The 26,080-nt window shown below is 44.5% G+C and carries 27 protein-coding genes and 1 pseudogene; 9 read left to right on the top strand and 19 right to left on the bottom strand.

Annotated elements, in window-relative coordinates:
• The 3 genes from abc-f to AZ46_RS03715 form a co-directional block, all read right to left on the bottom strand.
• Positions 1-1,761 (bottom strand): ribosomal protection-like ABC-F family protein, encoded by a 1,761-nt coding sequence (gene abc-f, locus AZ46_RS03725; RefSeq protein ID WP_029285231.1) that lies wholly within the window; start codon positions 1,759-1,761, stop codon positions 1-3.
• A 281-nt stretch (positions 1,762-2,042) separates the two neighbouring features.
• Positions 2,043-2,918: an aminoglycoside phosphotransferase family protein gene (locus AZ46_RS20940; protein WP_081870132.1), complete on the bottom strand. Its 876-nt coding sequence runs from the start codon at positions 2,916-2,918 to the stop codon at positions 2,043-2,045.
• Positions 2,915-4,081, bottom strand: coding sequence for an acyl-CoA dehydrogenase family protein (locus AZ46_RS03715; protein ID WP_029285234.1), 1,167 nt, complete (start codon positions 4,079-4,081; stop codon positions 2,915-2,917). The genes AZ46_RS20940 and AZ46_RS03715 overlap by 4 nt, the downstream gene beginning before the upstream one ends.
• Positions 4,082-4,243: 162 nt before the next feature.
• On the opposite strand from AZ46_RS03715, the gene AZ46_RS03710 reads away from it, so the two are divergent.
• Positions 4,244-5,473 carry an aminopeptidase gene (locus tag AZ46_RS03710; protein WP_029285237.1) on the top strand — a complete coding sequence of 410 codons (1,230 nt, stop codon included), beginning with the start codon at positions 4,244-4,246 and terminating at the stop codon, positions 5,471-5,473.
• A 119-nt stretch (positions 5,474-5,592) separates the two neighbouring features.
• On the top strand, positions 5,593-6,507 hold the full coding sequence (locus tag AZ46_RS03705; RefSeq protein ID WP_029285239.1) for a CobW family GTP-binding protein: 915 nt from the start codon (positions 5,593-5,595) through the stop codon (positions 6,505-6,507).
• A 56-nt stretch (positions 6,508-6,563) separates the two neighbouring features.
• Here AZ46_RS03705 and AZ46_RS03700 read toward each other — a convergent pair whose 3' ends face one another.
• The gene (locus AZ46_RS03700; protein ID WP_029285240.1) at positions 6,564-8,183 is read right to left on the bottom strand and encodes an ABC-F family ATP-binding cassette domain-containing protein; all 1,620 of its coding nucleotides are present in this window, start codon (positions 8,181-8,183) and stop codon (positions 6,564-6,566) included.
• 162 nt (positions 8,184-8,345) lie between these two features.
• Between AZ46_RS03700 and AZ46_RS03695 the strand changes: the two genes are divergently transcribed.
• Complete coding sequence (locus AZ46_RS03695) at positions 8,346-8,606, top strand: hypothetical protein (RefSeq protein ID WP_029285242.1); 261 nt, start codon at positions 8,346-8,348, stop codon at positions 8,604-8,606.
• 26 nt (positions 8,607-8,632) lie between these two features.
• Here the strand turns inward: AZ46_RS03695 and AZ46_RS03690 are convergent, their stop codons facing one another.
• The 3 genes from AZ46_RS03690 to lepB all read right to left on the bottom strand — a co-directional run bounded on the left by AZ46_RS03690 (position 8,633) and on the right by lepB (position 10,596).
• Entirely contained in the window at positions 8,633-8,971 is a 339-nt protein-coding gene (locus AZ46_RS03690) for a DUF1499 domain-containing protein (protein WP_268870717.1), read from the bottom strand.
• A gap of 80 nt (positions 8,972-9,051) precedes the next feature.
• Positions 9,052-9,975, bottom strand: coding sequence for a DUF4349 domain-containing protein (locus AZ46_RS03685; RefSeq protein ID WP_029285246.1), 924 nt, complete (start codon positions 9,973-9,975; stop codon positions 9,052-9,054).
• Between the two features lie 69 nt (positions 9,976-10,044).
• On the bottom strand, positions 10,045-10,596 hold the full coding sequence (lepB, locus tag AZ46_RS03680; protein ID WP_029285248.1) for a signal peptidase I: 552 nt from the start codon (positions 10,594-10,596) through the stop codon (positions 10,045-10,047).
• Positions 10,597-10,790: 194 nt separating this feature from the next.
• On the opposite strand from lepB, the gene AZ46_RS03675 reads away from it, so the two are divergent.
• Positions 10,791-11,438 (top strand): LysE family transporter, encoded by a 648-nt coding sequence (locus AZ46_RS03675; RefSeq protein ID WP_081870131.1) that lies wholly within the window; start codon positions 10,791-10,793, stop codon positions 11,436-11,438.
• Between the two features lie 14 nt (positions 11,439-11,452).
• Here AZ46_RS03675 and AZ46_RS03670 read toward each other — a convergent pair whose 3' ends face one another.
• The 10 genes from AZ46_RS03670 to AZ46_RS03625 all read right to left on the bottom strand — a co-directional run bounded on the left by AZ46_RS03670 (position 11,453) and on the right by AZ46_RS03625 (position 21,818).
• Positions 11,453-12,076, bottom strand: coding sequence for a YdcF family protein (locus tag AZ46_RS03670; RefSeq protein WP_235728200.1), 624 nt, complete (start codon positions 12,074-12,076; stop codon positions 11,453-11,455).
• A 281-nt stretch (positions 12,077-12,357) separates the two neighbouring features.
• Complete coding sequence (locus tag AZ46_RS03665; RefSeq protein ID WP_029285254.1) at positions 12,358-13,551, bottom strand: ABC transporter permease; 1,194 nt, start codon at positions 13,549-13,551, stop codon at positions 12,358-12,360.
• The gene (locus AZ46_RS03660; protein ID WP_029285256.1) at positions 13,548-14,234 is read right to left on the bottom strand and encodes an ABC transporter ATP-binding protein; all 687 of its coding nucleotides are present in this window, start codon (positions 14,232-14,234) and stop codon (positions 13,548-13,550) included. The genes AZ46_RS03665 and AZ46_RS03660 overlap by 4 nt, the downstream gene beginning before the upstream one ends.
• Positions 14,231-15,355 (bottom strand): efflux RND transporter periplasmic adaptor subunit, encoded by a 1,125-nt coding sequence (locus tag AZ46_RS03655; RefSeq protein ID WP_029285258.1) that lies wholly within the window; start codon positions 15,353-15,355, stop codon positions 14,231-14,233. The genes AZ46_RS03660 and AZ46_RS03655 overlap by 4 nt, the downstream gene beginning before the upstream one ends.
• On the bottom strand, positions 15,352-16,059 hold the full coding sequence (gene yknW, locus AZ46_RS20935) for a YknW family membrane protein (RefSeq protein WP_051827071.1): 708 nt from the start codon (positions 16,057-16,059) through the stop codon (positions 15,352-15,354). The genes AZ46_RS03655 and yknW overlap by 4 nt, the downstream gene beginning before the upstream one ends.
• Positions 16,060-16,196: 137 nt before the next feature.
• On the bottom strand, positions 16,197-16,745 hold the full coding sequence (locus tag AZ46_RS03645; protein ID WP_029285262.1) for a hypothetical protein: 549 nt from the start codon (positions 16,743-16,745) through the stop codon (positions 16,197-16,199).
• 127 nt (positions 16,746-16,872) lie between these two features.
• Positions 16,873-18,693 carry an ABC transporter ATP-binding protein gene (locus tag AZ46_RS03640; RefSeq protein WP_029285264.1) on the bottom strand — a complete coding sequence of 607 codons (1,821 nt, stop codon included), beginning with the start codon at positions 18,691-18,693 and terminating at the stop codon, positions 16,873-16,875.
• Between the two features lie 8 nt (positions 18,694-18,701).
• On the bottom strand, positions 18,702-20,456 hold the full coding sequence (locus tag AZ46_RS03635; RefSeq protein ID WP_029285266.1) for an ABC transporter ATP-binding protein: 1,755 nt from the start codon (positions 20,454-20,456) through the stop codon (positions 18,702-18,704).
• 223 nt (positions 20,457-20,679) lie between these two features.
• Positions 20,680-21,222: a flavodoxin family protein gene (locus AZ46_RS03630; protein WP_174434973.1), complete on the bottom strand. Its 543-nt coding sequence runs from the start codon at positions 21,220-21,222 to the stop codon at positions 20,680-20,682.
• A gap of 2 nt (positions 21,223-21,224) precedes the next feature.
• Entirely contained in the window at positions 21,225-21,818 is a 594-nt protein-coding gene (locus tag AZ46_RS03625) for a GrpB family protein (RefSeq protein ID WP_161781194.1), read from the bottom strand.
• A 220-nt stretch (positions 21,819-22,038) separates the two neighbouring features.
• Between AZ46_RS03625 and AZ46_RS03620 the strand changes: the two genes are divergently transcribed.
• The 5 genes and pseudogenes from AZ46_RS03620 (at position 22,039) to AZ46_RS03600 (ending at position 23,962) form a co-directional block, all read left to right on the top strand.
• Complete coding sequence (locus tag AZ46_RS03620) at positions 22,039-22,356, top strand: hypothetical protein (RefSeq protein WP_051865481.1); 318 nt, start codon at positions 22,039-22,041, stop codon at positions 22,354-22,356.
• A 103-nt stretch (positions 22,357-22,459) separates the two neighbouring features.
• Positions 22,460-22,720: pseudogene (locus AZ46_RS22300) on the top strand (spore germination protein); the annotation flags it as partial.
• Positions 22,721-22,840: 120 nt separating this feature from the next.
• A complete protein-coding gene (locus AZ46_RS03610; RefSeq protein WP_029285275.1) occupies positions 22,841-23,083 on the top strand; it encodes a spore germination protein in 243 nt (80 codons plus the stop codon).
• A 24-nt stretch (positions 23,084-23,107) separates the two neighbouring features.
• A complete protein-coding gene (locus tag AZ46_RS03605; protein WP_029285277.1) occupies positions 23,108-23,551 on the top strand; it encodes an Hsp20/alpha crystallin family protein in 444 nt (147 codons plus the stop codon).
• 12 nt (positions 23,552-23,563) lie between these two features.
• On the top strand, positions 23,564-23,962 hold the full coding sequence (locus AZ46_RS03600; RefSeq protein ID WP_051827067.1) for a hypothetical protein: 399 nt from the start codon (positions 23,564-23,566) through the stop codon (positions 23,960-23,962).
• A gap of 72 nt (positions 23,963-24,034) precedes the next feature.
• Here the strand turns inward: AZ46_RS03600 and AZ46_RS03595 are convergent, their stop codons facing one another.
• Complete coding sequence (locus tag AZ46_RS03595; RefSeq protein ID WP_029285281.1) at positions 24,035-24,595, bottom strand: maltose acetyltransferase domain-containing protein; 561 nt, start codon at positions 24,593-24,595, stop codon at positions 24,035-24,037.
• Between the two features lie 112 nt (positions 24,596-24,707).
• Positions 24,708-26,072 (bottom strand): aspartate aminotransferase family protein, encoded by a 1,365-nt coding sequence (locus AZ46_RS03590; RefSeq protein ID WP_029285283.1) that lies wholly within the window; start codon positions 26,070-26,072, stop codon positions 24,708-24,710.
• Positions 26,073-26,080 lie beyond the last annotated feature (8 nt).

Genomic DNA, 26,080 nt, shown 5'->3' with positions numbered 1-26,080 from the left:
TCAGCTTTTTTTGCGTTTCTCAAGAAGATTTTTCTCGCGGATAAGCCTTGCAAATTCATTATCATATTCCTGGAATTCAGGATGATCCCTGTTTATAAGGCTAAGCTTGCCTATGACTGCTGTCAGACGGTTATTCACTTTCAGCAGTTCTTCCTCATCGTCATTAGTTACTGTATTTCCATTCTTTAATGCTGAATAATACTCACCGATTCTCATATCAGCTCTTCTAATGCTGCCGTTCTCAAAAACCAGCAGTTTATCGCACAGTTTTTCAACAAAATATCTGTCGTGGGAGATGATGATGAGGGTTCCTTCAAACTGACTCAGCGTTTCCTCCAGCTGCTCCCTGCTTGGCAGATCGAGATGGTTCGTCGGTTCATCCAGGATCAGACAATCGTATTCGTGTAAGATGAGCCCGGCCAGTTTGACTCTGGTTCTCTCACCAAGACTCAAGCAGTCAATCTTCTGATTGATTTTCTCTTCTTTAAGCCCCATATTGGCAAGAAGTGTTCTCGCTTCTAGCAACTTATCCCTGCCGACTGCATGCATGGCATCCAGGACACTTTCATCCGCATTTAAGTCGCCCACATCCTGGCTCAGACAGGCGATTTTCAATGTGGGGCTCTTCCATAATTCTCCACCGGACAACACTTCAATTCCTTGAAGTATTCGTATGAGAGTCGTCTTTCCTGCACCGTTCCTCCCGATGACCCCTATTCTTTCTCCATGTTTGACGTAAAAATGGCTGCTTTCAATCAGAGTGCGGCCGTCGAATGATTTTTGAAGTCCTTTTGCTTCAAAAATCCGTTTTCCCCTCTTTCCGGCAGCGTCAAATTCAAACTGTACAACAGCTTCCTCAAGAGGCTTTTCAACTTTATTTTTTACAAGCTCGGCTTCCAGCCTTTTCATTTTAGAACGCACCTGCACATCCATTTTTTTTGCTTTTGCCCGGTGATATTCTTTGTAGCCCATTTGCCTGCGCTCAGACAGACTTCCCTGTTTTGTTGAGTTCCGGTGTGCCTTTTCAGACCAGCTGCGCAGGTTCTCCATTTGCCCCTCAATTTTCGCCTTATGACGCTGCTGCTCTTCATAATCGTGCTTTTGCTCCTCAAGCTGCCGCTTTTTTTCCTGTCTGTACGCCGTATAATTTCCTTTAAACTCCTTTAGCTTTTTGTTGTGGAGTTCAAAAATGTGTGAAACGGTCCGGTCCAGAAAATGCCTGTCGTGGGATATGATCAGTACTGCTCCCTTGAATGTTTGGAGCCAGTCTGCCAGCCATTCAATGCCATGATAATCAAGATGATTGGTCGGTTCATCCAGAATCAGCAGGTCCGGATTTGATGAAATGACCTGAGCAAGAGCAAGCTTCAGCTTTTCTCCCCCGCTCAAATGCAGGAGCCGCTCCTCTTCCCAGTCAGCCACCTTTTGAAGTCCAAGCCTGCCTGCTGCTTCAAGCATCGCTTGATCCCCTTGGCTGTTCAATGCGTCTTTAAAATGCTGCACCGAATAGTCTACTGACTGCAGCAAATAGCCAATTTTAAGATCGGCTTTCCTTGTAATGCTGCCTTTGTCAGGCTCGAGTGCACCAAACAGCAAATTCGCAAGTGTTGTTTTCCCCGTACCGTTATAGCCTGCCAGACCGGCACGATCACCTGCTCTGATGTCAAAACTGACATTCTCGAAAACCGCTTTATCTCCATAATGCTTTGTCAGTCCGTTTATTTTCACGATTAATTTTTCGTTCCGTTTATTTTTAGCCATAAAAAAACCTCCCAGTTTGCCCTAGAGAGGATTTTCAACCATATGTAAGAAACCGAAAGAACCTGGCATAAAGATGCACAGAAAAATCCTTTCAATTCGGAAATGGTATGAAAAATGAGCGCACTCATCCTATTCTCTAGGTCCCGTTTTTTCTTTATTCAAAAAACGTTTAGAAAATAAGATTAGTTCCACATTGTTTCAAGCACCTTTTCCTTTCCAAAAATAGACTATACTTTAGTATATTCAGTATTCTGATCAGAAGTCAACAAAAAATGGAATGTTTAAAGCAGTTTTTCATACAAATCAGCGAGTTTCAGATTTTCATCAGCGCACGGCATATGATCTTCCTTGCACCAGCAGGCGCTTAAAACGGCTCCGCAGTATCCCCACCGGATCATTTTATTGAGGTTAAGTCCAGTCTCTTTCTCAAATATAGACAACCTGGTTTGAAGGATATCAAATGGCTTTTGCTTACTAAAAAGATTGTTTCTGCAAAAACTGGTCACCTCAAACTCCTTCTCGCCGATCACGCCTTTGGGGTCAATCGCTTTCCATTCCCCGTAATGGCTGAGTATATTATTCTGATGCAGGTCTCCATGCAAAAGAGTGGGATGATTCATTTCAGACAGCAGCTCTTTTACGATCGCAGATGCCTTTTTGAGGTATCTTTCGGGAATATCTTCTGCACGGTCCAGACCTTTAAACCAGTATGCTAAATGAGGAAAGTGCATGCTGCCCCAGTCATCCGCACGAATTTGCCCCATCACAGCCGCTGCAGCAGCGACTGCTTTTTCATCCTCCATGCTGTCTGAGAGGACCGTCCCCGGAACTGCCTTTTCAAGCAGCAAAAACCCTTCATCAGTATGAACCTCAAGCAGCTTGATCACTCCGGCGCCCCTTCCAAAAACAGTAAGGGCGTTTTTTTCGTTAATAAGCTCTTTATCAGCAGGCAATCCCGCTTTAATAACCGCTTCCACGCCGCCATTAAGCGTCACTTCAGCAACAAAATGAAAGGTCATTGGATAGAATTTGCCTATCCTGATGCCGTATTTCTGCTCCCACCCAGCCAGCCTGGCAGGAAGTTCCCGAAGCCAGACATCTCCATTCTCACCATGAACGCCGCGGATTGTCTGCTTGAACGTTTCAGGAAGCATCATGATCCTTCACTGAATGCCTGGTCGGCCAGAAGCTTATAGGTAATGTCATCTGCCGGGGGGTTATGAAGTCCGGCTCTTACATCCCTGTAATAACGTTCAATTGGATGAGAACGGAATATACTTTGTCCGCCGACAATTCTCATTGCAAGATCAACGACTTCTACGGCCGTGTTTGTTGCAACCGTTTTGGAAGCCGCCAGTTCTGCTGAAAGTGTGTGACGCGTATCAGGACTCTCATCCCACTTTTCTGCCGTGCCGTACAAAAGGTGCCTTGCCGTCATAAGCTTTAAATCCATTTCTGCTGTCTTTCTTCTGACTTCAGGAAGCTCAGAAATCGGATGGTCCAAACTGTTTGGCTGATGTTTCTTCGCAAACTCCACGGCGAAATTTCTTGCGGCAATCGCGATTCCAAGATAACAGGCCGGAATGTGAAGGAGCCAGCCCTGCGGCATCGGTTTTTTGGCAGGTTTTGAACGGTAAGAAGCAAGCGCCTGATTTTCGAGCACGACATCATCCAGAATGAGATCATCGCTCCTGGTCCCTCTCATGCCAAGCGTATCCCACGTCTCCATAATGGAAAGTCCTTTTGATTTCTTCGGAATAATAAATTCTCCCACTTCACCGGATTCTTCTATTGTTGCTGTAATTAAAAAATAATCAAGGGCAGGGGCAAGCGATGTAAAGATCTTCTTCCCGTTGATGACCCACTTATCCCCCCTGCGGACAGCCGTTGTTTCCGGTTTTCCCCCTCTTGCAGGACTGCCGCTGTTCGGCTCGGAAGCAGCGCTGTTGATGATTTTGTCGAACTGTATGATTTCTCGGGAAATCTGAGCGTACAATTCTTCAGGCCATCTATTGGTTTCTCTTATATTCATTAAAATGCCGAGATGCCAGCCAAGCGAAAGCGCTGTCGGTCCGTCTCCCTGCGCCAGGGTTTCCTGGACCATGACAAAGTCATAAAGTGACAGTCCGGATCCTCCGTATGCATCCGGAATGGACAATGTCAAAAAACCGGCTTTTTTCAAGTCATCAAAGTTTTCAAATGGAAAGAGCGCATGGCGGTCATAATATTCCGCACGCTCAGAAAAGGTTTCAGCAAGCTTCTCCGCCTTTGCGGCAAGCTGTTTTTGTTTATCGGTCTTGATAAAAGATGAATTCTGCATACACTCACCCGCTTTCTGACTATATTTTATCTCTTTCAAACATGGTTGAAAAGAATTCCGGTCTGAGCAGCTTCAGAAAATAGAATACTCAGTCTTTTTTATTTCCTAAAACCGCCAGTTCTGATAAAATAGAACCAATCTTAAATATAAGGAGCTAAACAAATGACTTCTTTTCAAACAAACTTAGAAAAGTATGCCGAGCTTGCTGTTAAAGTCGGCGTAAATATTCAAAAAGGACAGACGCTTGTCATTAACGCTTCGCTTGATGCAGCGGAATTCGTCCGCCTTGTCGTCAGAAAAGCATATGAGACAGGAGCAAAGCACGTTCAGGTTGACTGGGCGGACGATGAAGTGACGCGCGCCCGTTTTGAGCTTGCTCCAATGGAAGCGTTCAGCGAATTCCCTGAGTGGCGTGCGAAAGGGCTTGAAGCTCTGGCTGAAGGCGGTGCTGCGTTCATGTCCATCGTTTCATCATCACCGGATTTGCTGAAAGGCATTGATTCAAAACGCATCGCGGCGAATTCAAAAGCTGCTGGAACGGCGCTTTCAACCTACAGAAATTACATACAGGCAGACAAAGTGAGCTGGTCTGTCATTGCTGTTCCTTCTGAAAAGTGGGCGGCAAAGGTTTTCCCTGATGCAGGAGACCAGGCAGTTGACCTCCTGTGGGATGCTATTTTTAAAGCAACACGCACTGATCTTGAAGATCCTGTTTCCGCATGGAAAGAACATGACCGCTCACTGAACAGCAAAGTCGAATATTTAAACGGCAAAAAATATAAAAAACTTCACTACCGTGCAGAAGGAACCGATTTAACGATTGAGCTTCCTGAAAAACATCTTTGGATCGGCGCAGGCAGCACAAATGAACAAGGTCATGACTTTATGGCCAATATGCCGACAGAGGAAGTGTTTACGGTCCCTGCAAAAGAAGGCGTAAACGGTACAGTGGCGAGTACAAAGCCGTTAAGCTATGGCGGCAACTTGATCGACAACTTCTCCATCACGTTTGAAAACGGGAGAATTACCGATGTGAAAGCAGAAGAGGGCGAAGAGATTTTGAAGGAGCTTGTCGCTACTGATGAGGGATCTCACTACCTTGGCGAAGTTGCTCTCGTGCCTCATGACTCCCCGATCTCAATGTCGAATGTACTTTTCTATAATACGCTGTTTGATGAAAACGCGTCGAACCATCTGGCAATCGGCAATGCGTATGCTTTCTGCATTGAGGGCGGAAAAAAAATGTCCCGCGAAGAGCTTGAGAAGAACGGCGTCAACTCGAGCATCACTCATGTTGACTTTATGATTGGCTCTGAAGAGATGGATATTGACGGCATTCTTGAAGACGGCACAAGCGAACCGATTTTCAGAAAAGGAACATGGTCTATTTAATTCAACCGGATTCACCAAACCTGCATGGCATCCGTGCAGGTTTCTTTTAATGGAATTGACGCTGCATGCAGCCTTCATGTACCATAGAAAAATAGCTTAAAGAACGGAGCGTACATGATATGAAATCTGTAGAAGTCTACATTCTGTCCGGATTTTTAGGGGCAGGGAAAACCACTCTATTAAAAAACATTCTGAAACAGGAACAAGAAAACGGAAGAAAAATTGCCGTCGTGATGAATGAGCTCGGTAAAATATCCATAGATTCGGATGCTGTTTCTGATGATATTCCGCTGAAAGAACTGCTCAACGGGTGCGTCTGCTGCACGATGCAGGGACAGCTTGAAGCACAGCTTCAAGGCATGCTTTCCCAGTATGAGCTTGATGCCATCTATATTGAGACGACAGGTGCAGCGCACCCTATAGAAGTCCTTGACGCCTGTTTGTCTCCTGTTTTTGCAGACAAACTTGCCATCGGTGCCATTGTCACCCTTGTTGACGGCCCCCGCTATCACGACCGTACCGGTCTCAGCATTCAGCTTCAGAAACTGCTTCAGGAGCAAATTCACCATGCAGATGTTGTGCTACTTAATAAAATCGATGCCTTATCAGATTCTGAGCAGGCCTCCCTTGTAATGGATATTCAGAACATAGCTCCTGCATCGAAGGTACTGCTTACCCAGTTTGCATCCGTCCGCCTGAGTGATTTTCAGCAAGTGACACGCATGAAGAGACGTGAGCACGAAGAGACTCATGTCGAGCATCATCTGCATTTAAAGACGTATGTTCATACCTTTACGGGTCCGATTGATTTTGACTCATTTGAGAACTTCCTTCGAACGATGCCTGATACGATCTACCGGGTAAAAGGCTATGTCGCTTTCACCCGCTCGGCGGAAACGTATCTTTTTCAGTATTCCTACGGGATGCCGCTTTACATGAAAGAACCTGTCAAAATGAAAAAAACCCTTGTCTTTATTGGAGAAAACCTGGATCACCACTGGCTGAAACAGGAACTGGACAGACTTCAGCAATAAAAAAATCGTCCTGCACGAGCTGCAGGACGATTTTTTCTATTTCTGGCGCCGCAAAATTATGCGTACATCCCTTGTACTTGTTTTTGAACATCTTCATTTTCAAGGTACTCATCATACGTCATTTGCTTGTCGACAACGCCGTTTGGAGTAACCTCAATGATGCGGTTGGCAATCGTCTGTACAAACTGATGGTCATGGGACGTAAAGATCATAGCGCCTTTGAAGGCAATAAGACCGTTGTTCAGTGCTGTAATCGACTCAAGATCCAAGTGGTTCGTAGGTTCGTCAAGAAGCAGGATATTTGAGCTGCTTAGCATCATTTTTGAAAGCATGCAGCGTACTTTTTCTCCTCCGGACAGAACGCTTGCTTTTTTAAGCACTTCTTCCCCTGAGAACAGCATTCTGCCGAGGAAACCTCGAAGGAAGCTCTCGCTTTGATCATTCGGCGAATATTGGCGGAGCCAGTCAACAAGGTTCATGTCGACACCTTCAAAGAACTCGCTGTTGTCTTTCGGGAAATAGGCCTGGGACGTTGTAATACCCCATTTAAACGTTCCGCTGTCCGGCTCCATTTCACCCATCAGAATTTTGAAGAGCGTTGTAATCGCGATTTCGTCGCGGCCGACTAACGCAATTTTGTCCTCTTTGTTCATGATAAAGCTGACATTATCAAGTACTTTCACGCCGTCAATCGTTTTAGAAATGCCGTCTACGCGAAGAACATCATTCCCGATTTCGCGCTCAGGTGAAAATCCGACATACGGATAGCGTCTTGATGAAGGTCTGATGTCATCAAGAGAAATTTTATCAAGCAGTTTCTTTCTTGAAGTAGCCTGCTTGGACTTTGATGCATTCGCACTGAAGCGTGCAATGAACGCCTGAAGTTCTTTGATTTTTTCTTCTTTTTTCTTGTTCGCATCCGAAGCCATGCGGGAAGCCAGCTGGCTTGATTCGTACCAGAAGTCATAGTTTCCGACATACAGCTGGATTTTTCCGTAGTCAAGGTCAGCGATATGAGTACATACTTTGTTTAGGAAATGACGGTCATGGGATACAACGATGACCGTATTCTCAAAGTTGATCAGGAATTCTTCAAGCCATTGAATCGCCTTGATGTCAAGGTGGTTAGTAGGCTCATCCAGAAGTAGAACATCCGGTTTGCCGAACAGAGCCTGTGCAAGAAGAACCTTCACTTTGTCTCCGCCAGCAAGATCTGCCATTTTCTTCGTATGAAGATCTTCAGTGATGCCAAGTCCTTTTAAAAGAATGGCAGCTTCACTTTCTGCTTCCCATCCGTTAAGCTCGGCAAATTCGCCTTCCAGCTCAGCCGCACGCATGCCGTCTTCATCTGAGAAATCAGCTTTCATGTAGATTGCATCCTTCTCCTGCATCACTTCATACAGACGTGCATGGCCCATAATGACGACCTGCATCACTTCAATTTCCTCATATTCGAAGTGGTTCTGTTTCAGGACAGCAAGACGCTCTCCAGGTCCCATGCTTACGTTCCCTGACTGTGCTTCAATTTCTCCGGAGAGAATTTTAATAAATGTTGATTTGCCTGCACCGTTTGCCCCAATTAATCCGTAGCAGTTTCCCGGTGTGAATTTTATATTAACATCTTCAAAAAGTTTGCGGTCACCATAGCGCAATCCTACATTGCTTACTGTTATCATTAAAGTTAAGCCTCCATCTATACAATATCTACAAAATTATAACACGAACCGGCAGAAAAAAATATGCATACAGAATCTGAATTCAATGTTCACAGTCCTGACATGTTGAATTTCCGTTTTTTATGGTAGGATTATGTTCAGTACATCACGGAGGTATTTGCTATGAAATTACTGACTCTTATGGAATATTCTCTGTATATCTTCTTTACGGGGCTCTTCCTCGCATATACGGGATTCAAAACAAGCAATATGACCTTTTTCATTGGTCTTGTGATCATTTATCTGCTTGTGCATTTTTTCAGCAAAAAGATTCTCACCCGGCTTGGAAAAATAGATGACAGAGTATCGTTTCCAAAAACAATCCTTGGGATTATCGGTTCTGTTTTTATCACCATGCTGATCTTAACTCTCATCTATACGTAAAAAAATCAGACAGCTGTCTGATTTTTTTACGTTCCGGATTCTTTTTTAAATCTAGCTTCAATCTCCTCCATGCGTTTGCGGTTAACGCCAAAGTCATAGTAGCCTGTTCTGGAGGAGGATCTGAAATGAATGTTTTTAGCTTTATCGTCCATTTCAAAATGCACATCGTCTTTAAATTTCAGCTTATCTGACGTGAACACTGCATGCAGCCGGGTACCGCTCTGCTCTGCAATCTCAGCGCCTTTCATGGAAAAAAGAACATTGCGCAGGTGATTCATCGCTTCAGACGCACTTCCTGAATACATGATGGGATTCATGCTGCGCCCGCCTTTTTCATTTACCGTTGACACACAATTTTTTGACATCTTTGAACATGCTTTTATCGTCATTATTCATCCCGCCTTTTCCTTCTTTTTCCCAATCTGAGAAAAAAGAAAACGCCTAATCAGTCGCCCATATCAGCCGGAGGTGCCGGATTGTTTCTGTTCATGCGTTTTTTAACAGCGAGCCATATGGCAAAGCCTGCAAGGAAGAGCACGGCAAGGACAGGCAAATTTCCGGCTGTAAAGACGATGATGGCTGAACCTGCTGACAGAAGAGTATTTATGCTTTCCATGAACTGCTGTTTTGTTTTCTGCCACGTATTCAGGTTTTCATTCTCAAGGCCCGGCACATTGATTTTATTTTCTGAGAGATGAATGGAAACGGTGGCGAAAGATGTTTGATTGTTTAAGTAATTGATTCTGCCTGTTAACTGTTCAATTTCTTCCTGAACAGCACTTAAATCATTTGAAATCTTCAAAAGATCCTCCGTTTTTCGAGCTTCTTTCATAAAGCTCAGCAGCCTCTCCTCAACGGTCTTTTTTGATTTCAGCCTTGATTCTAAATCCACGTATTCCTCCGTTACATCCTGCCCTGAAACCGTTTGGTTTTCAACCTTGATGCTTCCCTTTTCAACCGTATTCAGGAATGACTGAAAGGCTTCCTGAGGGACTTTTACGGTCAGCATGCCTTCCTGCGGCTGGTCTTCTTCCCCTGAATATGTATTTGATTCCATCACATACCCGCCCAGTGAAGCAAGTGTTTTCTGAATGGATGACACAGCTTCCTGATAGCTTTTCACCCTCACGGCCATGTCAGCCGTGTAGATCACTTTGCGGTTCTGCGGAACAGGTGCGGCTGTTTTGCTGTCATTTTGCACCGTTTTTTCTTCAGGAGCAGGATTTTCGGATTTCTCCGCAAAGTCGGCATTGGACATTTCTTTTGATGAACTTCCTGAGCTGTCCATTTTTGATTCCTCTGAACTGCTGCAGGCTGAGACGATCAGAATTAAAATAATCATAAATAAAGACACCGAGAATTTTCTCATGGATTGACACTCCCCTTTTTCTTTAAACGATTAGACGAGAGTGTTTTCCATTTCGTTACATTCTTTCTATTATTTTGTTGACCTTATTTTTTCAAAAGGATAAAAAATGAATGCCGCTTTTCCTTCGATGCGGCTGATTTTAATGCTGCCGAGGCCATTTCGTGAATCCATGCTGTTCGCGCGGTTATCCCCCATGACAAACACCTCGTCTTTTGGAACTTTGACCAGCGGAAAGTCCTCCATAATGTATGTGCCAAGCTGCGCTGCCTTCTCCTCGTTCATTTTAATATACGGTTCATCTGAGGGGTGTCCATTAACACGCACCTTGTGATCTCTCACTTCCACTGTGTCACCCGGTAATCCAATCACCCTTTTCACATAATGCAGACCCTTCTCTTGTCCGCTGATAATGACAATATCTCCATGCCTTATTCCTCCAGAAACATATACCGCTTTGTTAACAAACAGCCTCTCCCCGTCATGAAGCGTCGGATCCATCGAAGAACCCTCCACCATGTAGGGCTCAAACAAGAACAGTCTGATTAAAAGAGCTATTCCTGCTGCAAAAAGGAGTGCCTTGCCCCATTCCATCATGAAATGCCTTTTCTTCACTGAATTCATCACCGATAACCTCCTCTGCAGTCCTCTTAAAGCCCTCTAAATAGACACATTCTACACAAGCAAGTAATTAACAGTTAAGTTTGCCGAAAGCAAGTGAAATTCCTCTAAAGTAAAAAAATTCCTGTCTTTATAAAAATGAAGGACGAAAAAGACGGCCTTCTGAATACACTTTATGGACAAGGCTTGAAAGGCAGATGAACAAATTGGAGATGATTTTATTCATTATTAAACCGCTTGTACTCGGCATCAGTCTGGCTGCCCCGGTCGGCCCTGTTAAACTTGAGATGATCCGGAGGGGAATTAAAGGGGGGTTTTGGCCTTCCATGCTTGTAGGACTCGGTGCGGTCACAATTGATCTGGTCCTTATGTTTCTTATTTTTCTCGGACTTGCTGTTTATCTTACCCATCCTTTTTTTTCATATCTTCTTTGCGCGGCTGGTTTTCTGCTATTGGCCAGGCTAGGCATTAATAGCATGATGAGCGCGCTGTCTGAAAAAAAACTGCTGAGACATGCTGATGAGATTTCCGGCGAAAAAAGTTCATACTGGACAGGATTATTGATTGCTCTCGCCAATCCGTTTATTTTTATTTTCTGGCTCGGTGTTTACGGTTCAAGTTTAACAACTCTTGGCCCCGGCCACTCCTTCATGTATCTCTTCCTCTACAGCATGCTGATTATTGCAGGCATCATTTTATGGAATATCAACGTGGCAATGACGGTTCATTTTCTAAGAAACTATTTGAAAGAATGGATTCTTAAAGCTGTAACATTTGCTGCCGGAGCTTATCTCCTTGGCTACAGTTTTTATTTGCTTTCACATTTATTCGCGCTGCTTATTTAAACAAAAAAGAGGAATTACCCGCTGGGCAATTCCTCTTTTTTGTTTATCATTTCAAATGGAAGCGTAACAAGATATCCTGCATAGAACAGCACTTCCTTTGAGTAAACGGGAAGTTTCGTTTCCCATGTTCTGTATGCGGATGTGGTGGTTGGAGATGAGTAAACGTTCATCCCGATTTTTTCTGCAAGCAGCACCGATCTCTTCATGTGGTAGGGATCACTCACGATGGTATATGATTCAATGCCTGCTTTTTGCCCTTTTTCATAGGCGAATTTCAAATTGTCTTCTGTCAGTCTGGAACTTGTCTCAACTAAAATATCTGATTCGCGGACACCCTGATCGACTGCATAGTTTTTACCGACTACAGATTCAGGCAGATCGGTCTGAATCGCTTTGCCGCCAGTAAAGATAATTTTCTCTACCTTTTTTTCCTTGTACAGTTTAATGGCATGATTGATGCGTTCTTTAAAAACAGGAGACGGTTCTTCTCCCCAGGCGGCTGCTCCAAGAACTACCGCTGCATCTGTTTTGACTGAATCGTGTTTGTTTCCATAGAACCATATACTAGCTGAAGAATAAAGAAACAGTCCGATAACCGCTATCATTGTCAGTTTTAGCAGTGCTCCTGCAAGTTTCATCATACATCATTCCAATCTCGTGGCACATAAAATCTCTATTCCCTTTGTACCATCATCACAACCGCGTAGCAAGGGTTTTCTGGGATTTTCCTGTTTATGGATGATGCTTAGCAGCTGTAACACCGTTCCCTTTCGCTCCAGTCACTTGCTTTCCGCTGCAGTCCACTAGCAGTCATTTGGACTGCTTAAGCACTCAAAAAAACACACCGATTGCTTGAGCTCGTCGGTGTGTCTTAAAACTTTCTCAGTATTCCTGAACAAAATCCGTCCAGAAAATTTGTTTATTCATAACGCAGGGAATCGATAGGATCAAGCCTTGCTGCTTTGTTTGCGGGCAGCATGCCGAATATGATGCCTATGACCATTGAGAATGCGAGTCCTCCCAGGACGACTTGCCAGGATACGAGTGACGGCCATCCGGCGAATACGGAGACGAGTGAAGCTCCTCCTGCACCGAGGAGGATGCCAATGATGCCTCCAATGAGGGTCAGTGTGATGGATTCGATGAGAAACTGGGTCAGGATCTGACGCTTTGTTGCCCCAAGCGCTTTTCTTATGCCGATTTCCCGGGTTCTCTCTGTGACGGATACGAGCATGATGTTCATGACGCCAATTCCGCCGACAAACAGTGAGATGCCTGCGATTGAACCAATGATCAGGGTCATGATTCTGGTTACCTGACCAATTCCTTCTGCAATCTCTTCCATATTAAACACTTGGTAGGAATCTTCCGTATCATGTTTTTGATTGAGCATGGAGGTGGCTTTTTTTCCTGCTTCCTGCAGGCTTTCTGCGTCTTTTGCCTGCAGCGTCACCTGATTAAAATCAGATTTGCCGAAAGAAGCGCGATATGTATTGGACGGGATGTAGATTTCCATTGAACCGAACGAAAACAGCCCCTCCGGTTTTTCAAGCACTCCGACAATTTCAAACGGCTGACCGCTGATCCAGACAATTTCCCCAATCGGGTCAGTGTCTTTGAAGAGCTCTTTTTTCGTCTCCTGGCTGATAATTCCGGCCCTTTCGCCTCCGATAAAATCAGCTTCCATCAGATTTCTTCCAGATTCGATCTTCAGCTGATTTACTTCAATATAGGCCTGATTAATGCTGAAAATCGACGTATCGGCCGCTTCCTCTTTATGACGCACCGGCATGAACTCAGAGCTTGAAGCAACAACCTTTTCAACTTCCGGAATGCTGGCCATGTCATTAATATCTGACTGGTCAAAAGCGGACTTCATATACGCGTTTGGGTCTGATTGCATTTCTTCTTCACTTGGCTGGTAAAAGACTTCGATCGTATTGCTGGTACCGGTGAACTGTGATTTAAGCATTTGCTCGCCGCCCTGGCCGATGGCTACAACTAAAATAACGGATGCAACCCCGATAATGATGCCAAGCATTGTTAAGATCGACCGGAGTTTATGAGCGAGAACAGAGGAGAACGCCATTCTTATGTTTTCAATAAAGCTCATGCGTTTCTCCTTTCTGCTCCGTGAGAGGTAATTTCACCGTCTCTGACCATAATGACCCTCTTTGTATAGTCGGCTACTTCCTGTTCATGGGTGACGATTATGACAGTCGTGCCTTCCAGATTAAGGGCGGCAAATTGCTCCATGATCGATACACTCGTTTTCGTATCTAAAGCGCCTGTCGGTTCGTCAGCAAGAATCAGACGGGGCTGATTGACGATGGAACGGGCGATGGCAACACGCTGTTTTTGCCCCCCTGACAGTTCATTCGGTAGATGATTGATCCGCTCTGAAAGACCGACCTTTTCAAGCGCAAGTCTTGCTCTTTCCTCCCGCTCCTTCTTTTTAACGCCGGCATAAACCATGGGCAATTCAACGTTTTTAAGGGCTGTAAGTCTCGGAAGAAGCTGAAACTGCTGAAAGACAAATCCGATGGAGAGATTGCGCACGCCTGCAAGCTCTGAATCCTGATAGCCTGCCACATCTGTCCCGTCGAGGAAGTATTGGCCTTCTGACGGCCGGTCCAGACAGCCGATGATGTTCATCAGCGTTGACTTGCCTGAACCGGACGGCCCCATGATCGAGATGAATTCCCCCTCTTCAATGAAAAGGTTGATGTTCTTCAGAACGTCGAAGGATTCTTTTCCGACCTTGTAGCTCTTTGTGATGCCTGAGAGCCTGATCATTTGACCGTCACTTCCGTCCCGCTCAGAAGATTGTCTTCGGGTTTTGCCACCACTTGATCTTTATCTGTCAGCCCTTCTTTGATTTCCATATAATCAGAGGAAGCCGTACCGATTTCAACTGTTTTCTTCTTTGTTTTGCCGTCTTCTACTGTATAGACGTAATAATCTTCACCGTCCTGTTTGACCGCATCTACAGGCACTGTCTGTACGTTCCGCTTTTCAGTTTCAATTTCCATAATCAGCTTAAAACCGGGTTTTGCCTTCATTTCACTGCCTTCAATGATGACTTCAACAGGGTATTGAACGGCTGTATTTTCCGTTCCCATCGTTCCCGCTGCAACTTCCGGCAGAAGGCCGATTTTACTGACTTTCCCCTTCCATTCAGCATCTGTCACCACATCAGAACGAAGGGTTACAGGCTGGTCTTTGGCAACTTTAAGAGAATCATATTCCGACAGAACTCCGCTGACAATATAGGAATCTGTTTTGGCAATATGTATGACCGCTTTCAGCGTACCGTCTGCAGACTGTGCATGCTGATCTTCAACCGCAATAACAGTGCCGGCCATCTCGCTTTTCACTTCAAGATTCTCAAGCTGCTTTTGGACTGTTTCTTTCTGAAGATTCAGCTGGCGCAGTTCGATGTCTGCCATTTTAAGCTCCATCTTCAGCTGATCACGCTCTGCTTCAACGGTTTTTTCTGCTTCTTTTTTACCTGTCTGATTTGCTAACTCTTTTTCTTTTTCATCAAGATCCTCCAACTGATTTTTCAGCTGGCTGATTTTAAGATAGCTTGATTCTATAGACAGCATATTTTGTTCTTTTTCAAGTGCTGCCTGTTCATTTTCATAACGAAGAAGAGGCGTTCCTTCTTTAACTGCATCCCCTTCTTTCACCAGGACTTCGGCAATCCGGCCTTTTTCAGGCTCCTGATAAATGTATTGCTCGCTTTGAAACTTAAGTGTGCCGGGAACCATTACATTTGAAACGATCTCCCGGTCTGATAGATTCACTGTGCTGACTTTAACCTCTTCTGTATTCATGGCACGGTATACATTCACACCTGCAAGCAATACGATAATGGCTGCAACTCCGATGGATATCCAGACTTTTTTCTTCATGCTGCCGGTACAAGTCCTTGCAGCACTCCGCCGGCTACAGCAAGCACAGCTCCAAGTGCAAAGAAGATAATGGCGATTGTCCATGAAGCTGCTTTAGAAAGACCTGCGACTTTCTGAAGTCCAAGCGCCGTCAGAACAACACCCCAGATTGTAAACACTTCTACTGTCATTAACAGACCGCCAAGACCGCCTTCAGCACCGACAATGCTGTTGACACTTGTATAAGGATTGACATAATTCTCATCTTTAATGAAAAATGCAATAAGTCCGTTTAACAGGGTACCGATTGACGTAACAAAAGAAATATAGATTGTCATAGAAAGAATTTGCTTAAACTTAACCGCTGAACCGGCCATTTTCACAATCGCCAGCGTAATGGCAGCCATAATAATTAAAACAACAATGCTTCCTATAGCTGCTACTACTATGCCGACAACGCTCATCACCGTAGTGAACATGGCCGCTTCTTCAGATGACATTCCGATTTCACCTGTCATATCTTCCGTGAGTGCCGGCGTATGAAAAACGGTAAGCACCGTCCCAATTAAAATCATCAGCGTAACAAGAAGAAAACCTGCAAGTACTTTAGGGTTTTGGCGGATGCGTTCGAATTGTTCACCCGGGTTCATGATCATACCGAATAATGATGGTTTTTTCGGCGGCGGTGTGCTTCCTTCCAAAACAGGATTCGTTTGATGTTCCATATCCATATACCTCCATTTTTTATGTATTCTGTAAGTAATACGAGCGAATTAGAAGAAGGTTTCAGTTTTTCTATAAAAATCCCAAACTATTTTTCTGCTGATGAGTTTCGATATGGCTGATGCATGACCGGGCTTTCTTATTCGGCCTCTCTTAAATCCTCTGCCAGTCCATCGTCGTCTATGTTCTGAAACCCCTGGATCTTTCCATTCTCCTTCGTTGAGAATAGCGCTTCCCCTTCTACTTTTGCCGTTTTATCTTCTCCATTCTTATGCTGATAGACGACCTCTGCGCTGAACTTATAGAGCGCGGATTGGTTTTCTTCCTTTTTAACCGTCAAATTTTTAAGACTCAGCGTGTATTCATTTTCATATGCCAGTATTGTATATTGAGCACCAATCGTTGACAGGAACGTATTGAAATAATCTTCTGTCATATAAGGCCCATATTCTTTTTTTATAAATGCATCCAGTTCCTTGTTCACTTCTACTCCATTTACAACTTTCTTGTATTCAGGATTCAGCATTAAGTCTGCAAAGGTCTCATCAGGACCTGTGAAAAGACGGTTCAACACTTCGTTGACTGCTGTCTCTTCCTGCTTCCTTTCTTCTTCCCCGCTGCATGCTGCTGTAAAAAGTGCTGCTAAAATGATGATCACGCCTGCCAATACCCATTTTCTCTGTAACATATAATCACTCCCCCTTTTTTATCATTACGGTTCAAATCACTTATAGTTTCAATTTTGCAGCATTAGCTTGCAGAATGAGCCATTGGACGCAAAAAATGAGCCAGCCTAAATGGCTGACTCATTGCTGTTAACCTGCATCCAGCATTTTAAACTGTGACTTTACCAGTTCGAAATAAATCCCCTGATGTTTCATTAAAGCATCATGATTGCCCTGCTCCATAATGTTTCCATGATCGAGGACGATGATGTTGTCTGCCTCGCGGATGGTTGACAGGCGATGGGCGATCATAATGGCGGTTCTGCCCTTCAGCAGCGTTTTCAGAGCCTGCTGAATTTTCATTTCAGACTCCGTGTCAATGCTTGCTGTTGCTTCATCAAGAATGAGAATTTTCGGATCTGCAAGAATGGCTCTTGCGAAAGAAAGAAGCTGGCGCTCACCGACAGATAGAACATTTCCCCGCTCTTCCACTTCTGTCGCGTAGCCGTTCGCCAAATCTTTTATAAATTCATCAGCTCCAACCGCTTCAGCTGCAGCAATGACCTCTTCATCTGATGCGGACGGTCTGCCGAACCTGATATTCTCCATAATCGTTCCGGAAAAAATAAACGTATCCTGGAGAACAACACTGATTTGCGAACGGAGACTTCCTATTGAAAGATCCTTGATGTTATAGCCGTCGATTTTCACTTCGCCTCCGGTAGCATCGTAGAACCTGCTGATCAGACTCGCAATCGTGGTTTTTCCTGAGCCGGTATGTCCGACAAGTGCTACAGTCTGGCCGGACTTGATTTCAAGAGAAACGCTGTTTAATGCCTTTCGGGTGCCGTCATAGGAAAATTCGACTCCATCAAATTCGATGTCTCCTTTCATATCCGGCAGGACAACCGGGTCATCCTTTTCAGATACAATCGGCTTTTCATCAAGAAATTCAAAAATCCGTTCAGAGGAAGCCATCCCCATCAGCAGCTGATTGTACACCTGACCGAGTCTTGAAATCGGCTCCCAGAACATGCCCAGATAAAAAGCAAAGGAAACAAATTCTCCGATTGTAATCGATTCATTTGCAATGAGAGAAGCGCCAAACCAAATCAAAATCGCTGTTCCGATCGCATTAGTCATTTCAACGAAAGGACGGAATACGGCATTCTTCTGGGTCGCATCCTGCCAGCTGCTGAAGTTCTCTGTGTTGATTCCATCAAAGAACTCGATGTTCTCTTTTTCCTGAGTATACGCCTGCGTCACGCGAATTCCCTGAATACTCTCGTTCAAATGCGAATTCAGCATTGACTGCTTAAGCCTTACTGTCTGCCAGGACCTTCTGATTTTTTTCCGCAGGCTTGTTGAGATAAAAAACATCACAGGCAGTATTATCATGATTGCAAGGGCAAGCGGCGGACTGATAGTAAAGAGAATAACGATAACGCCGATCAGAAGCAGGAAATCCATTAATAGATTGATAACCCCGCTAGTGAACAATTCCTGAAGAGAATTGATGTCATTCATAATCCTTACCAGAATCGACCCCGCCGACCTTGAGTCAAAGAAACGGTGGGAAAGGGACTGTACATGGGTAAACAAATGCTTGCGCAAATCATAGATCACGTTTTGCCCGAGCATATTCATCCATCTGATCCGGAGAGTATTCGCAACATAGGAAACGAGATACAGTCCGAAAATCGACCCGACAAGCACCCACAGCAGATCAAGGTCTTTTTGGACGATCGCTTTGTCGAGGGTATAGACGCCAATCAGAATCGGCACAATCAGCCTGACGATCGTTGTCAGAATGACCGTCAAAAAAGACAGGGGCAGAAGATTCTTTGAATAAGGCTTGATATAGCCCATCAGCCGCCCCATCTGCTTCCAGTTAAAAGGTTTTTCGATAATCTGGTCCGTTGAATAATAGAACCTCTGTTTAATCAAGTTTTGTTTTTCATCCGTTTTCATGTTCCCACCTACCCTGCGTTTGACTGAACTACGGCTTGCTGGTCTTTGTACTGAATATCATAGATTCGTTTGTATGGGCCTTCAGCCTGAAGGAGCTGTTCATGCGTCCCTCTCTCTGCGACCCCGCCGTCTTCAAGGACGATAATTTCGTCTGCATGCTTTAGTGAAGAAATGCGGTGGGCAATGATGATCGTTGTACGGTCCTTCATCACCATTTTTAAATCCTTTTGAATCCTGAATTCTGTTTCCATGTCAACAGCACTCGTTGAGTCATCCAGAATCAGAATGCTCGGGTCAACACATATAGCGCGTGCTATCGAAATCCGCTGTTTTTGACCGCCTGACAGTCCCATTCCCCGCTCACCGAGCATCGTGTCGTACCCTTCAGGAAGCTCCATGATAAAATCATGCGCCTGTGCCCGTTTTGCCGCATTCACAATCTCATCCATCGTGGCATTCGGATTCCCGTAAGCTATATTAGATTTGATGGTCGTAGAAAAAAGGAATGATTCCTGGAGCACAACTCCAATGCTTCCCCGCAGTGTTTTAATCGTATGATCTTTAATATCTTTGCCGTCTAATAGGATCTGTCCCGAAGTGGCTTCGTAAAAACGTGTCATCAGCTGGGTGACCGTCGTCTTTCCTGATCCTGTCGCGCCTATCAGCCCGATTGTTTTCCCTGGAGGCGCATCAAACGACACATTTGTAAGGGCAGGAACATCTTCATCATTGTATGATAAGGAGACATTCTTGAACGTAACATGCCCTGACAGCTTTTCTCTGGAAAGCTGTTCATCCCTGTCCGTAATTTCTTCATCTGCTTCCAGAATTTCGAGCAGTCTTTCACCGGATGCCTTTGACTGTGAAAATAAGTTGATGACAAAGCCAAGGTTCATAATCGGCCACATGATGTACCAGACGAGACTGTAAAAGGCTACAAGTTCCCCAGGCTTAAGAGTGCCGTTTATCACCATATATCCTCCAAAACCCAATAGAGCAACAACGGAGATGTTTCCGATAAACTCCATAAGCGGAAAATATTTTGCCCAGACATCTGATGTATCCAAATATTTTTGACGATACTCGTTATTGGAGGAATTAAACTTTGAAATTTCAAAATCTTCTCTTGATAGTGATTTTACAGTATGAATGCCGCTGATGTTTTCCTGCACGTTCGTGTTCAGTTTTCCAAACGATTTCCTGATGCTTCTGAAAGCCGGATGAACCCGTTTGTCAAAACGGTAGACGGCAACTGCAAGAAACGGAAGCGCCGCAATCGTGACAAATGTGAGCGGCACAGAGTAATAGAACATGACGCAAAGACTGATGGCAATAAGAATAATGAAGCGGATAAGTTCAGCAATCCCGAATGAAAGAAAAAACCGGAATCCTTCTACGTCTGCTGTGAGCCGTGACATCAAGTCGCCTGTTTTCGCATTATCATAGTAGCGGAACGGCAGCCTCTGCAGCTTCTCATAAAGTTCATTTCTTAATCTGTAGACAGATTTGATGCCGAACATGTCGCCAAGATACTGATGAAAGTATGTAGCAACTCCTTTGATCACCATTATTCCGACAAAGCCAAGGGCGATCCACGGCACAAGCGAAAATTGCTCTTTCAGCACCACATCGTCAATCGTAAACTGAAGGACCATTGGATACACAACAGTAATCCCCGTCATAATGAGCAAAAAAGCCATTGACCATAAAAAGTCATTTTTGTAAGGCATATAGAAGGCCTTAAGCTTCTTGAATGTTTCCACTTCTTATCCCTCCTCCGGCCTTAACCGTTTTCCTCAACTGTTTAAAATTTACAACGTATTACTTAATATATCGGGTTTCGAAATATATTTCTAGTCATTTTACTCAATTTTTTAAAAATTAATGCTAATTAATGAAACAGGTTTAAAACTTTATATTGAAACGCCTCCGTTCTAAGGCTTACATGAAAAAAACATGGATACACTCATCCATGTTTTCTCAACATTATCTATTCATATGCTTAATCTGCTCGTTCATGACTCCTGCTTCTGCAGCTGCTTTTTTGTCTTTTTCCATATCGCCAGGCGCATTGGCTTCCCCAATAATGTAACCGCAAAATTCCATGCCAACGAAATCAAAGATATATTGAAACTGCTGGATCAGCGGCAATGCCTTTATTTTCGGGGAGTCTCCGCCTGCAATGACTACATAGGCTTTTTTCCCTTTGACTGATTCTTTAAAAGATAATGTTTCATCCCGTAATGCCTGTGACCATCTTTCGAAAAAGTCTTTCATGGAACCAGACATTCCGTACCAGTACAGCGGTGTTGAGAAGACAACAGTGTCTGCCTTCAAAAAGGCGTCAATCACAGAATGAAAATCATCTTCGACCGGCTGAAAGCCCCCTTCCTCATGACGCTTATCTGCAATAGGCAGGATGGTCTTTTTACGGAGATGGATAGCCGTATGCTCTGTTCCCTCCAGCACCCAATCTGCCAATTTTTCTGAATTGCCGTTTTCCCGGCTGCTTCCGTAGATGGCTAAAATACTCATTCTGACACTTCCTCTTGATTTGTTTTCAGCTGTTTTGCTTTGTTTAGTATGTGCATGACACAATCTGATTTTGCAGATGCATAATCATTGCCGCTTTCCCACTCTTTTTCAGAGAGGACTATTTTGGTTTCTTCATAATAGTTAAGATCATCTGGATTCGCCCGAAGATGGTCACGGAACAAAAGATGATCCTCCCACCACTGATGAGTTACCGGCACAGCATGAATATGAGCGATTCTGTGCTCCCGGGAAACCGTCAGCCCCTCAACTTCAACAGGATTTGGATAGAGGTCAAGTACATCCTCCCTTACCCCAATAAAAAACCGCCGGAATGGCAGTGCCTGATCGTAAACTTTCTTGTATATGTACGGCTCTCCTGAAAGAGCTGAAACGACATCGGGCAAGTCTTCTTCATCTGGTACACCAATCAGAATATCGATAATCGGCTTGGCAGACAGACCTTCAACAGACGTGCTTCCGATATGCTCAATTTTAATATCCGCATTTTTAAAGCAGTTTTCAAGCTTTCTCTTATGCTGCTGGAACTGTATTTTCCAAGCCGGATTATATGCTGCAAGCTCAATTTTCATTTGCAGGACTCCTTCATTAAAATTAACCTTGACCATCGTACCATTTCCTGTAAGGTTTTTAAAAGTATTTTGCATGACTTCGCTGCGAACGAATTTTCTCCAAAGACGCCCACCCGGCAAAGCTTTTCCCTGCATATACTTTTTTTGTGCAGGCATTGATGAAATGCTTATCCCTGTTCAAGGAGATGTTACTATGGAAAATCAGCAGGAACTGCTTGATATGAATGATGTCAGAAGACCGTTTGGATTTGGCGGGTTTGGAAGACCTGGGTTTGGATTTGGAAGACCGGGATTTGGTTTCGGGAGACCGGGATTTGGTTTCGGGAGACCGGGATTTGGCTTTGGCAGACCAGGATTCGGTTTTGGATTCGGACGCCCGTTTGGCTTTGGCTTTGGCAGGCCGTTTGGATTTTATCCGTTTGGATTTGGTTTTCCATTCTTTGGAGGATTACTTGGAGGACTTGCGCTGAGCTCGCTCTACAATCCATATTATTACGGTTACGGATATCCTTATTACCCATATTACGGCTATTATTGAAAACGGGAAGAATTTCTCTTCCCGTTTCTTATTTTTTCCGGGCAAGAACCGATGAGCCCTTTTCTGCATATGGATAACGTAAAGATGAATAGAAGGTGAAGCAATGCCTACAGTTGTTAATCTCTACTGCTTAAAGGTTAACAGTATTTCCGGCAACGGATCCGTAACAATTGGGGAAGCGATTCACAACAGTCATACATCCAACAATAAATCTCAGGGACTTAACTCTTCTTACGGTGACACTTCCCCTGCAGAGGCATTAATGGAAAACGTTTATATTGATCCGGATGTAAATGATCAAACCGATATTGCCAACTCTGATCCTATCAGCATAGGTGTTCCGGCGCCGGTTCCTGTTCCTATACCAAATCCGCCTGTGAACGGGTTTCCATTTCCGGTGCCTGCAATGGCTGGTCCAGGTTCAAATATGGATTTACCTCCTGAGGTATACGTTCCGATTACTAAAAAGTAAGGAGTTAAAGATATGCCCTTTCAGATAAATGTGTTTAACTTTCAGGTCAACGGTGTTACCCAGAACGGGAATGTTGACTTGGGTCCTACTGTCCATAACAGTCATACCGCAAACAGCAAATTTTTTGGCGTTAATTTTTCTCTTGGCAATTTTTCTCCAACTTTTTCACAAATGAACACATGTACAATTGATCCGGACGTAAGCGATCAGGATCAAATCGCGAATCCCTCGATGCCGGTCGTCAGCCAGATATAAAAATGGGATTAAAGGAGGAGCTTTATGGATATTCACAAGGTTCAAAAATGGCTGGAATTTACGAATGCCAATCAGAAAAATGATTTCTGGCAGAATATTTTTGATCAGCAAAAGCCTGAACGGGTTTTTGAGGAAGACCATAAGCCCCTTTATGACCTGTATAAAAGCGATACTCATGTATGTGCAGTTATAGAGCTCCCCGGGGTTGGACGGGATGATGTCACCTTTGCACTTAAATCCAATATCGATTTGATTGTAAAAGGCCATAAAAGGGCTCTTTATCCTAAGGAAATGGAAGTTGAAATACATCGTTCCTACGGGGATTTCGAGTGGGTCATCCGGCTTCCTGAACCTGCCCACGCCAATCAAATCAGCCTCCATTTCGATCATGGTCTTGTTTATGCTGCCTACCCTGTTTCGAGAGCGGAACCCATTCAGCCAATAGAAGGTCACAACAATCTAACTTAAGTGTGTGATACTATGCTATTTTCTTATTTTAAAAGGAAACTGCTGGCAGACCTTAAAGATCAGACAATGATTGAACGGGATCAGCTGGTGAAAAAAATTGAATCTCTTGAAAACGAAATCGGCATTCTTGTTAAGCATTTGGCTAAAGAACAGGTGAAAGATGTTTGGCAGAATGAATCCCGTTCGATCATTATTGAGAACGTAACCATTGAAAACCTGAACATTGATCAGGCGGATCTCAGCAGCAATTTTGGGCAGCTTGGCATCAACGAATTGAGCGGCCAGCTGAACATCGGCACAACGTATCAATCAAAACTTTCGGATAAGATTCCGGAAAAAACGAACAGACTGTCCGGACATTCCGGGGAAGCAGGGCCGAAGACAACCATTCGAAAAAGGCGGGATGAATAGGAACCTGCGGAAAGTTCCTCATTCATTACATAATAGTAAAGCTGAAATCACGTTAGATTTCAGCTTTTGGCGTTAGTCATTTTCAATCACTTTCAGTACCTTTGCCGGATTTCCTCCGACAACTGTGTTTGCAGGCACGTCCTTTGTCACGACGGCACCGGAAGCAATCACGGCATTGTCGCCAATCGTTACGCCGGGATTGATGACAGCAGCTCCACCGATCCAAACATTGTTCCCAATGGTAACCGGCTTTCCAAACTCTCTGCCGCTGTTGCGTTCTTTCGCATTTAAAGGATGAGTTGCCGTATAGATGTGAACACCAGGTGCAAGCATGCAGTTGTCTCCGAATCTTACCTCGCATACATCCAGAATGACACAGTCAAAGTTGGCGAAAAAGTTTTCACCGACATGGATATTCGAGCCGTAATCACAGCGGAAGGTCGGCTCAATGTAGACATGGTCGCCAGTTGAACCTAAGAGCTCTTTCAGAAGGCTCACACGTTCAGGGTCTGTTTCAGTTGTTTCGTTAAAATGACGGACAAGTTTCCTTGCTCTGATTCGTTCCTCTGCGAGCGTTTTGTCTTGAGGGTCGTACATTTCTCCTGCCAGCATGATTTCTTTTTCCGTTCTCATAGTTGTCGCTCCTTCTGATTTTTAATACCTAAAATCTTACTCCTTTTTTCACGTTTTGTTAAGTGTTACAAAATAAAAAGCAGCACAGATTTCTCTGCACTGCTGGATGTATTTATGACAGGTCCGCGATGGCATTCAATTCAGAAATCAGTGTTTCTACAATGAATGCTGCATCCTCATCCTCGATATTCAGAGGCGGCGAGATGGCCAGCACGTTGTTGAAGCCTGCCACTGTTGCCCCGTTCTTTCCGATCAGCAGCCCTTTTTCCTTGCAGGCAGCCATGACTTTATTGACAAGGCCGGCATTTAACGGGGCTTTTGTTTCTTTGTTTTCGACAAGCTCGACTCCAATAAGAAGACCTTTCCCTCTCACATTGCCGACCAGAGGATTTTTCTGCAGCCTTGACGTTAGTTCAGATTTTATTTTTGCGCCAAGCTCAGCCGACCGCTCGAACAACTTTTCTTTTTCAAAGATTTCAATGTTTTTAAGGGCCAGGGCACAGGCTGCAGGATTTCCTCCAAAGGTATTCACATGGCGGAAATAATCGTATTCCTCCGTCCCTTTAAAGGCTTCATAGATTTCTTTTTTCACAGCCGTCGCAGACAGAGGAAGATAGGCGCTCGTAATTCCCTTTGCCATGGTAATGATATCCGGCTTCACACCATAGTTCATGAAACCGAATGCTTTCCCGGTCCGGCCGAATCCGCAGATGACTTCATCCACAATCAGGAGTGCGCCATGCTTTTCACATGATTCCTTCACACCCTGCATGTACTGCTCAGGCGGCATCAGAATGCCCCCTCCGGTAATGATCGGCTCCATAATAACCGCAGCGACTGTCTCGCTGAGCTCCCACGTCATTGCCTGGTCAACCGCCTGAACCGATTTAAGCTCGGCAGGCTTTATGCCTTCTTCTTCAGGAAAACGGTACTGATCGGGCGGCGCCACATGGATAAAGCCCGGAGCAAGCGGTTCGTATTTGTACTTCCTCTGCGCCTGCCCGGTTGCAGCCAGTGAACCAAGAGTGTTGCCGTGATAGGCTCTGTACCTTGAAATAATCTTATACCGCTCACTGCTTCCTGTCTGCTGATGGTATTGACGGGCTATTTTAAATGCTGTTTCATTCGCCTCAGATCCGCTGTTTGAAAAAAAGATGACATAGTCCCCGCCAAGCATGTCATTCAGTTTCTCTGAAAGCTCAATGGCAGGCAGATGACTCTGTGTCAGCGGAAAATAAGCAAGCTTCTTCAGCTGTTCATAGGCTGCTTCTGCAAGCTCTGTTCTTCCGTATCCTGCATTGACGCACCATAATCCGGCCATGGCATCAAGGTACCTCTTTCCGCCGGCATCTGTCACCCAAGCTCCCTTAGCCTCTTGTGCGATAATGGTTGCCTCGGGATTAAACGGCTTCATCGAATGCCACAGATGCGCTTCATCTTTTTGCAGGGCATCTTTTACATCTGTACTCTTTTGCATACTCATCC

The organism is Metabacillus indicus LMG 22858 (genome assembly GCF_000708755.2).
GTDB lineage: Bacteria > Bacillota > Bacilli > Bacillales > Bacillaceae > Bacillus_P > Bacillus_P indicus.
Note: the sequence above shows the minus strand (reverse complement) of the source record. Positions and strands in the feature narration are given on the sequence as shown.

Excerpts from the sequence above, each read along its gene's own strand:
- abc-f (WP_029285231.1), bottom strand. The coding sequence starts at position 1,761 with ATGGCTAAAAATAAACGGAACGAAAAATTAATCGTGAAAATAAACGGA.
- AZ46_RS20940 (WP_081870132.1), bottom strand. The coding sequence starts at position 2,918 with ATGATGCTTCCTGAAACGTTCAAGCAGACAATCCGCGGCGTTCATGGT.
- AZ46_RS03715 (WP_029285234.1), bottom strand. The coding sequence starts at position 4,081 with ATGCAGAATTCATCTTTTATCAAGACCGATAAACAAAAACAGCTTGCC.
- AZ46_RS03710 (WP_029285237.1), top strand. The coding sequence starts at position 4,244 with ATGACTTCTTTTCAAACAAACTTAGAAAAGTATGCCGAGCTTGCTGTT.
- AZ46_RS03705 (WP_029285239.1), top strand. The coding sequence starts at position 5,593 with ATGAAATCTGTAGAAGTCTACATTCTGTCCGGATTTTTAGGGGCAGGG.
- AZ46_RS03700 (WP_029285240.1), bottom strand. The coding sequence starts at position 8,183 with ATGATAACAGTAAGCAATGTAGGATTGCGCTATGGTGACCGCAAACTT.
- AZ46_RS03695 (WP_029285242.1), top strand. The coding sequence starts at position 8,346 with ATGAAATTACTGACTCTTATGGAATATTCTCTGTATATCTTCTTTACG.
- AZ46_RS03690 (WP_268870717.1), bottom strand. The coding sequence starts at position 8,971 with ATGTCAAAAAATTGTGTGTCAACGGTAAATGAAAAAGGCGGGCGCAGC.
- AZ46_RS03685 (WP_029285246.1), bottom strand. The coding sequence starts at position 9,975 with ATGAGAAAATTCTCGGTGTCTTTATTTATGATTATTTTAATTCTGATC.
- lepB (WP_029285248.1), bottom strand. The coding sequence starts at position 10,596 with ATGAATTCAGTGAAGAAAAGGCATTTCATGATGGAATGGGGCAAGGCA.
- AZ46_RS03675 (WP_081870131.1), top strand. The coding sequence starts at position 10,791 with ATGAACAAATTGGAGATGATTTTATTCATTATTAAACCGCTTGTACTC.
- AZ46_RS03670 (WP_235728200.1), bottom strand. The coding sequence starts at position 12,076 with ATGAAACTTGCAGGAGCACTGCTAAAACTGACAATGATAGCGGTTATC.
- AZ46_RS03665 (WP_029285254.1), bottom strand. The coding sequence starts at position 13,551 with ATGAGCTTTATTGAAAACATAAGAATGGCGTTCTCCTCTGTTCTCGCT.
- AZ46_RS03660 (WP_029285256.1), bottom strand. The coding sequence starts at position 14,234 with ATGATCAGGCTCTCAGGCATCACAAAGAGCTACAAGGTCGGAAAAGAA.
- AZ46_RS03655 (WP_029285258.1), bottom strand. The coding sequence starts at position 15,355 with ATGAAGAAAAAAGTCTGGATATCCATCGGAGTTGCAGCCATTATCGTA.
- yknW (WP_051827071.1), bottom strand. The coding sequence starts at position 16,059 with ATGGAACATCAAACGAATCCTGTTTTGGAAGGAAGCACACCGCCGCCG.
- AZ46_RS03645 (WP_029285262.1), bottom strand. The coding sequence starts at position 16,745 with ATGTTACAGAGAAAATGGGTATTGGCAGGCGTGATCATCATTTTAGCA.
- AZ46_RS03640 (WP_029285264.1), bottom strand. The coding sequence starts at position 18,693 with ATGAAAACGGATGAAAAACAAAACTTGATTAAACAGAGGTTCTATTAT.
- AZ46_RS03625 (WP_161781194.1), bottom strand. The coding sequence starts at position 21,818 with ATGAAAATTGAGCTTGCAGCATATAATCCGGCTTGGAAAATACAGTTC.
- AZ46_RS03620 (WP_051865481.1), top strand. The coding sequence starts at position 22,039 with ATGAATGATGTCAGAAGACCGTTTGGATTTGGCGGGTTTGGAAGACCT.
- AZ46_RS03610 (WP_029285275.1), top strand. The coding sequence starts at position 22,841 with ATGCCCTTTCAGATAAATGTGTTTAACTTTCAGGTCAACGGTGTTACC.
- AZ46_RS03605 (WP_029285277.1), top strand. The coding sequence starts at position 23,108 with ATGGATATTCACAAGGTTCAAAAATGGCTGGAATTTACGAATGCCAAT.
- AZ46_RS03600 (WP_051827067.1), top strand. The coding sequence starts at position 23,564 with ATGCTATTTTCTTATTTTAAAAGGAAACTGCTGGCAGACCTTAAAGAT.
- AZ46_RS03595 (WP_029285281.1), bottom strand. The coding sequence starts at position 24,595 with ATGAGAACGGAAAAAGAAATCATGCTGGCAGGAGAAATGTACGACCCT.
- AZ46_RS03590 (WP_029285283.1), bottom strand. The coding sequence starts at position 26,072 with ATGCAAAAGAGTACAGATGTAAAAGATGCCCTGCAAAAAGATGAAGCG.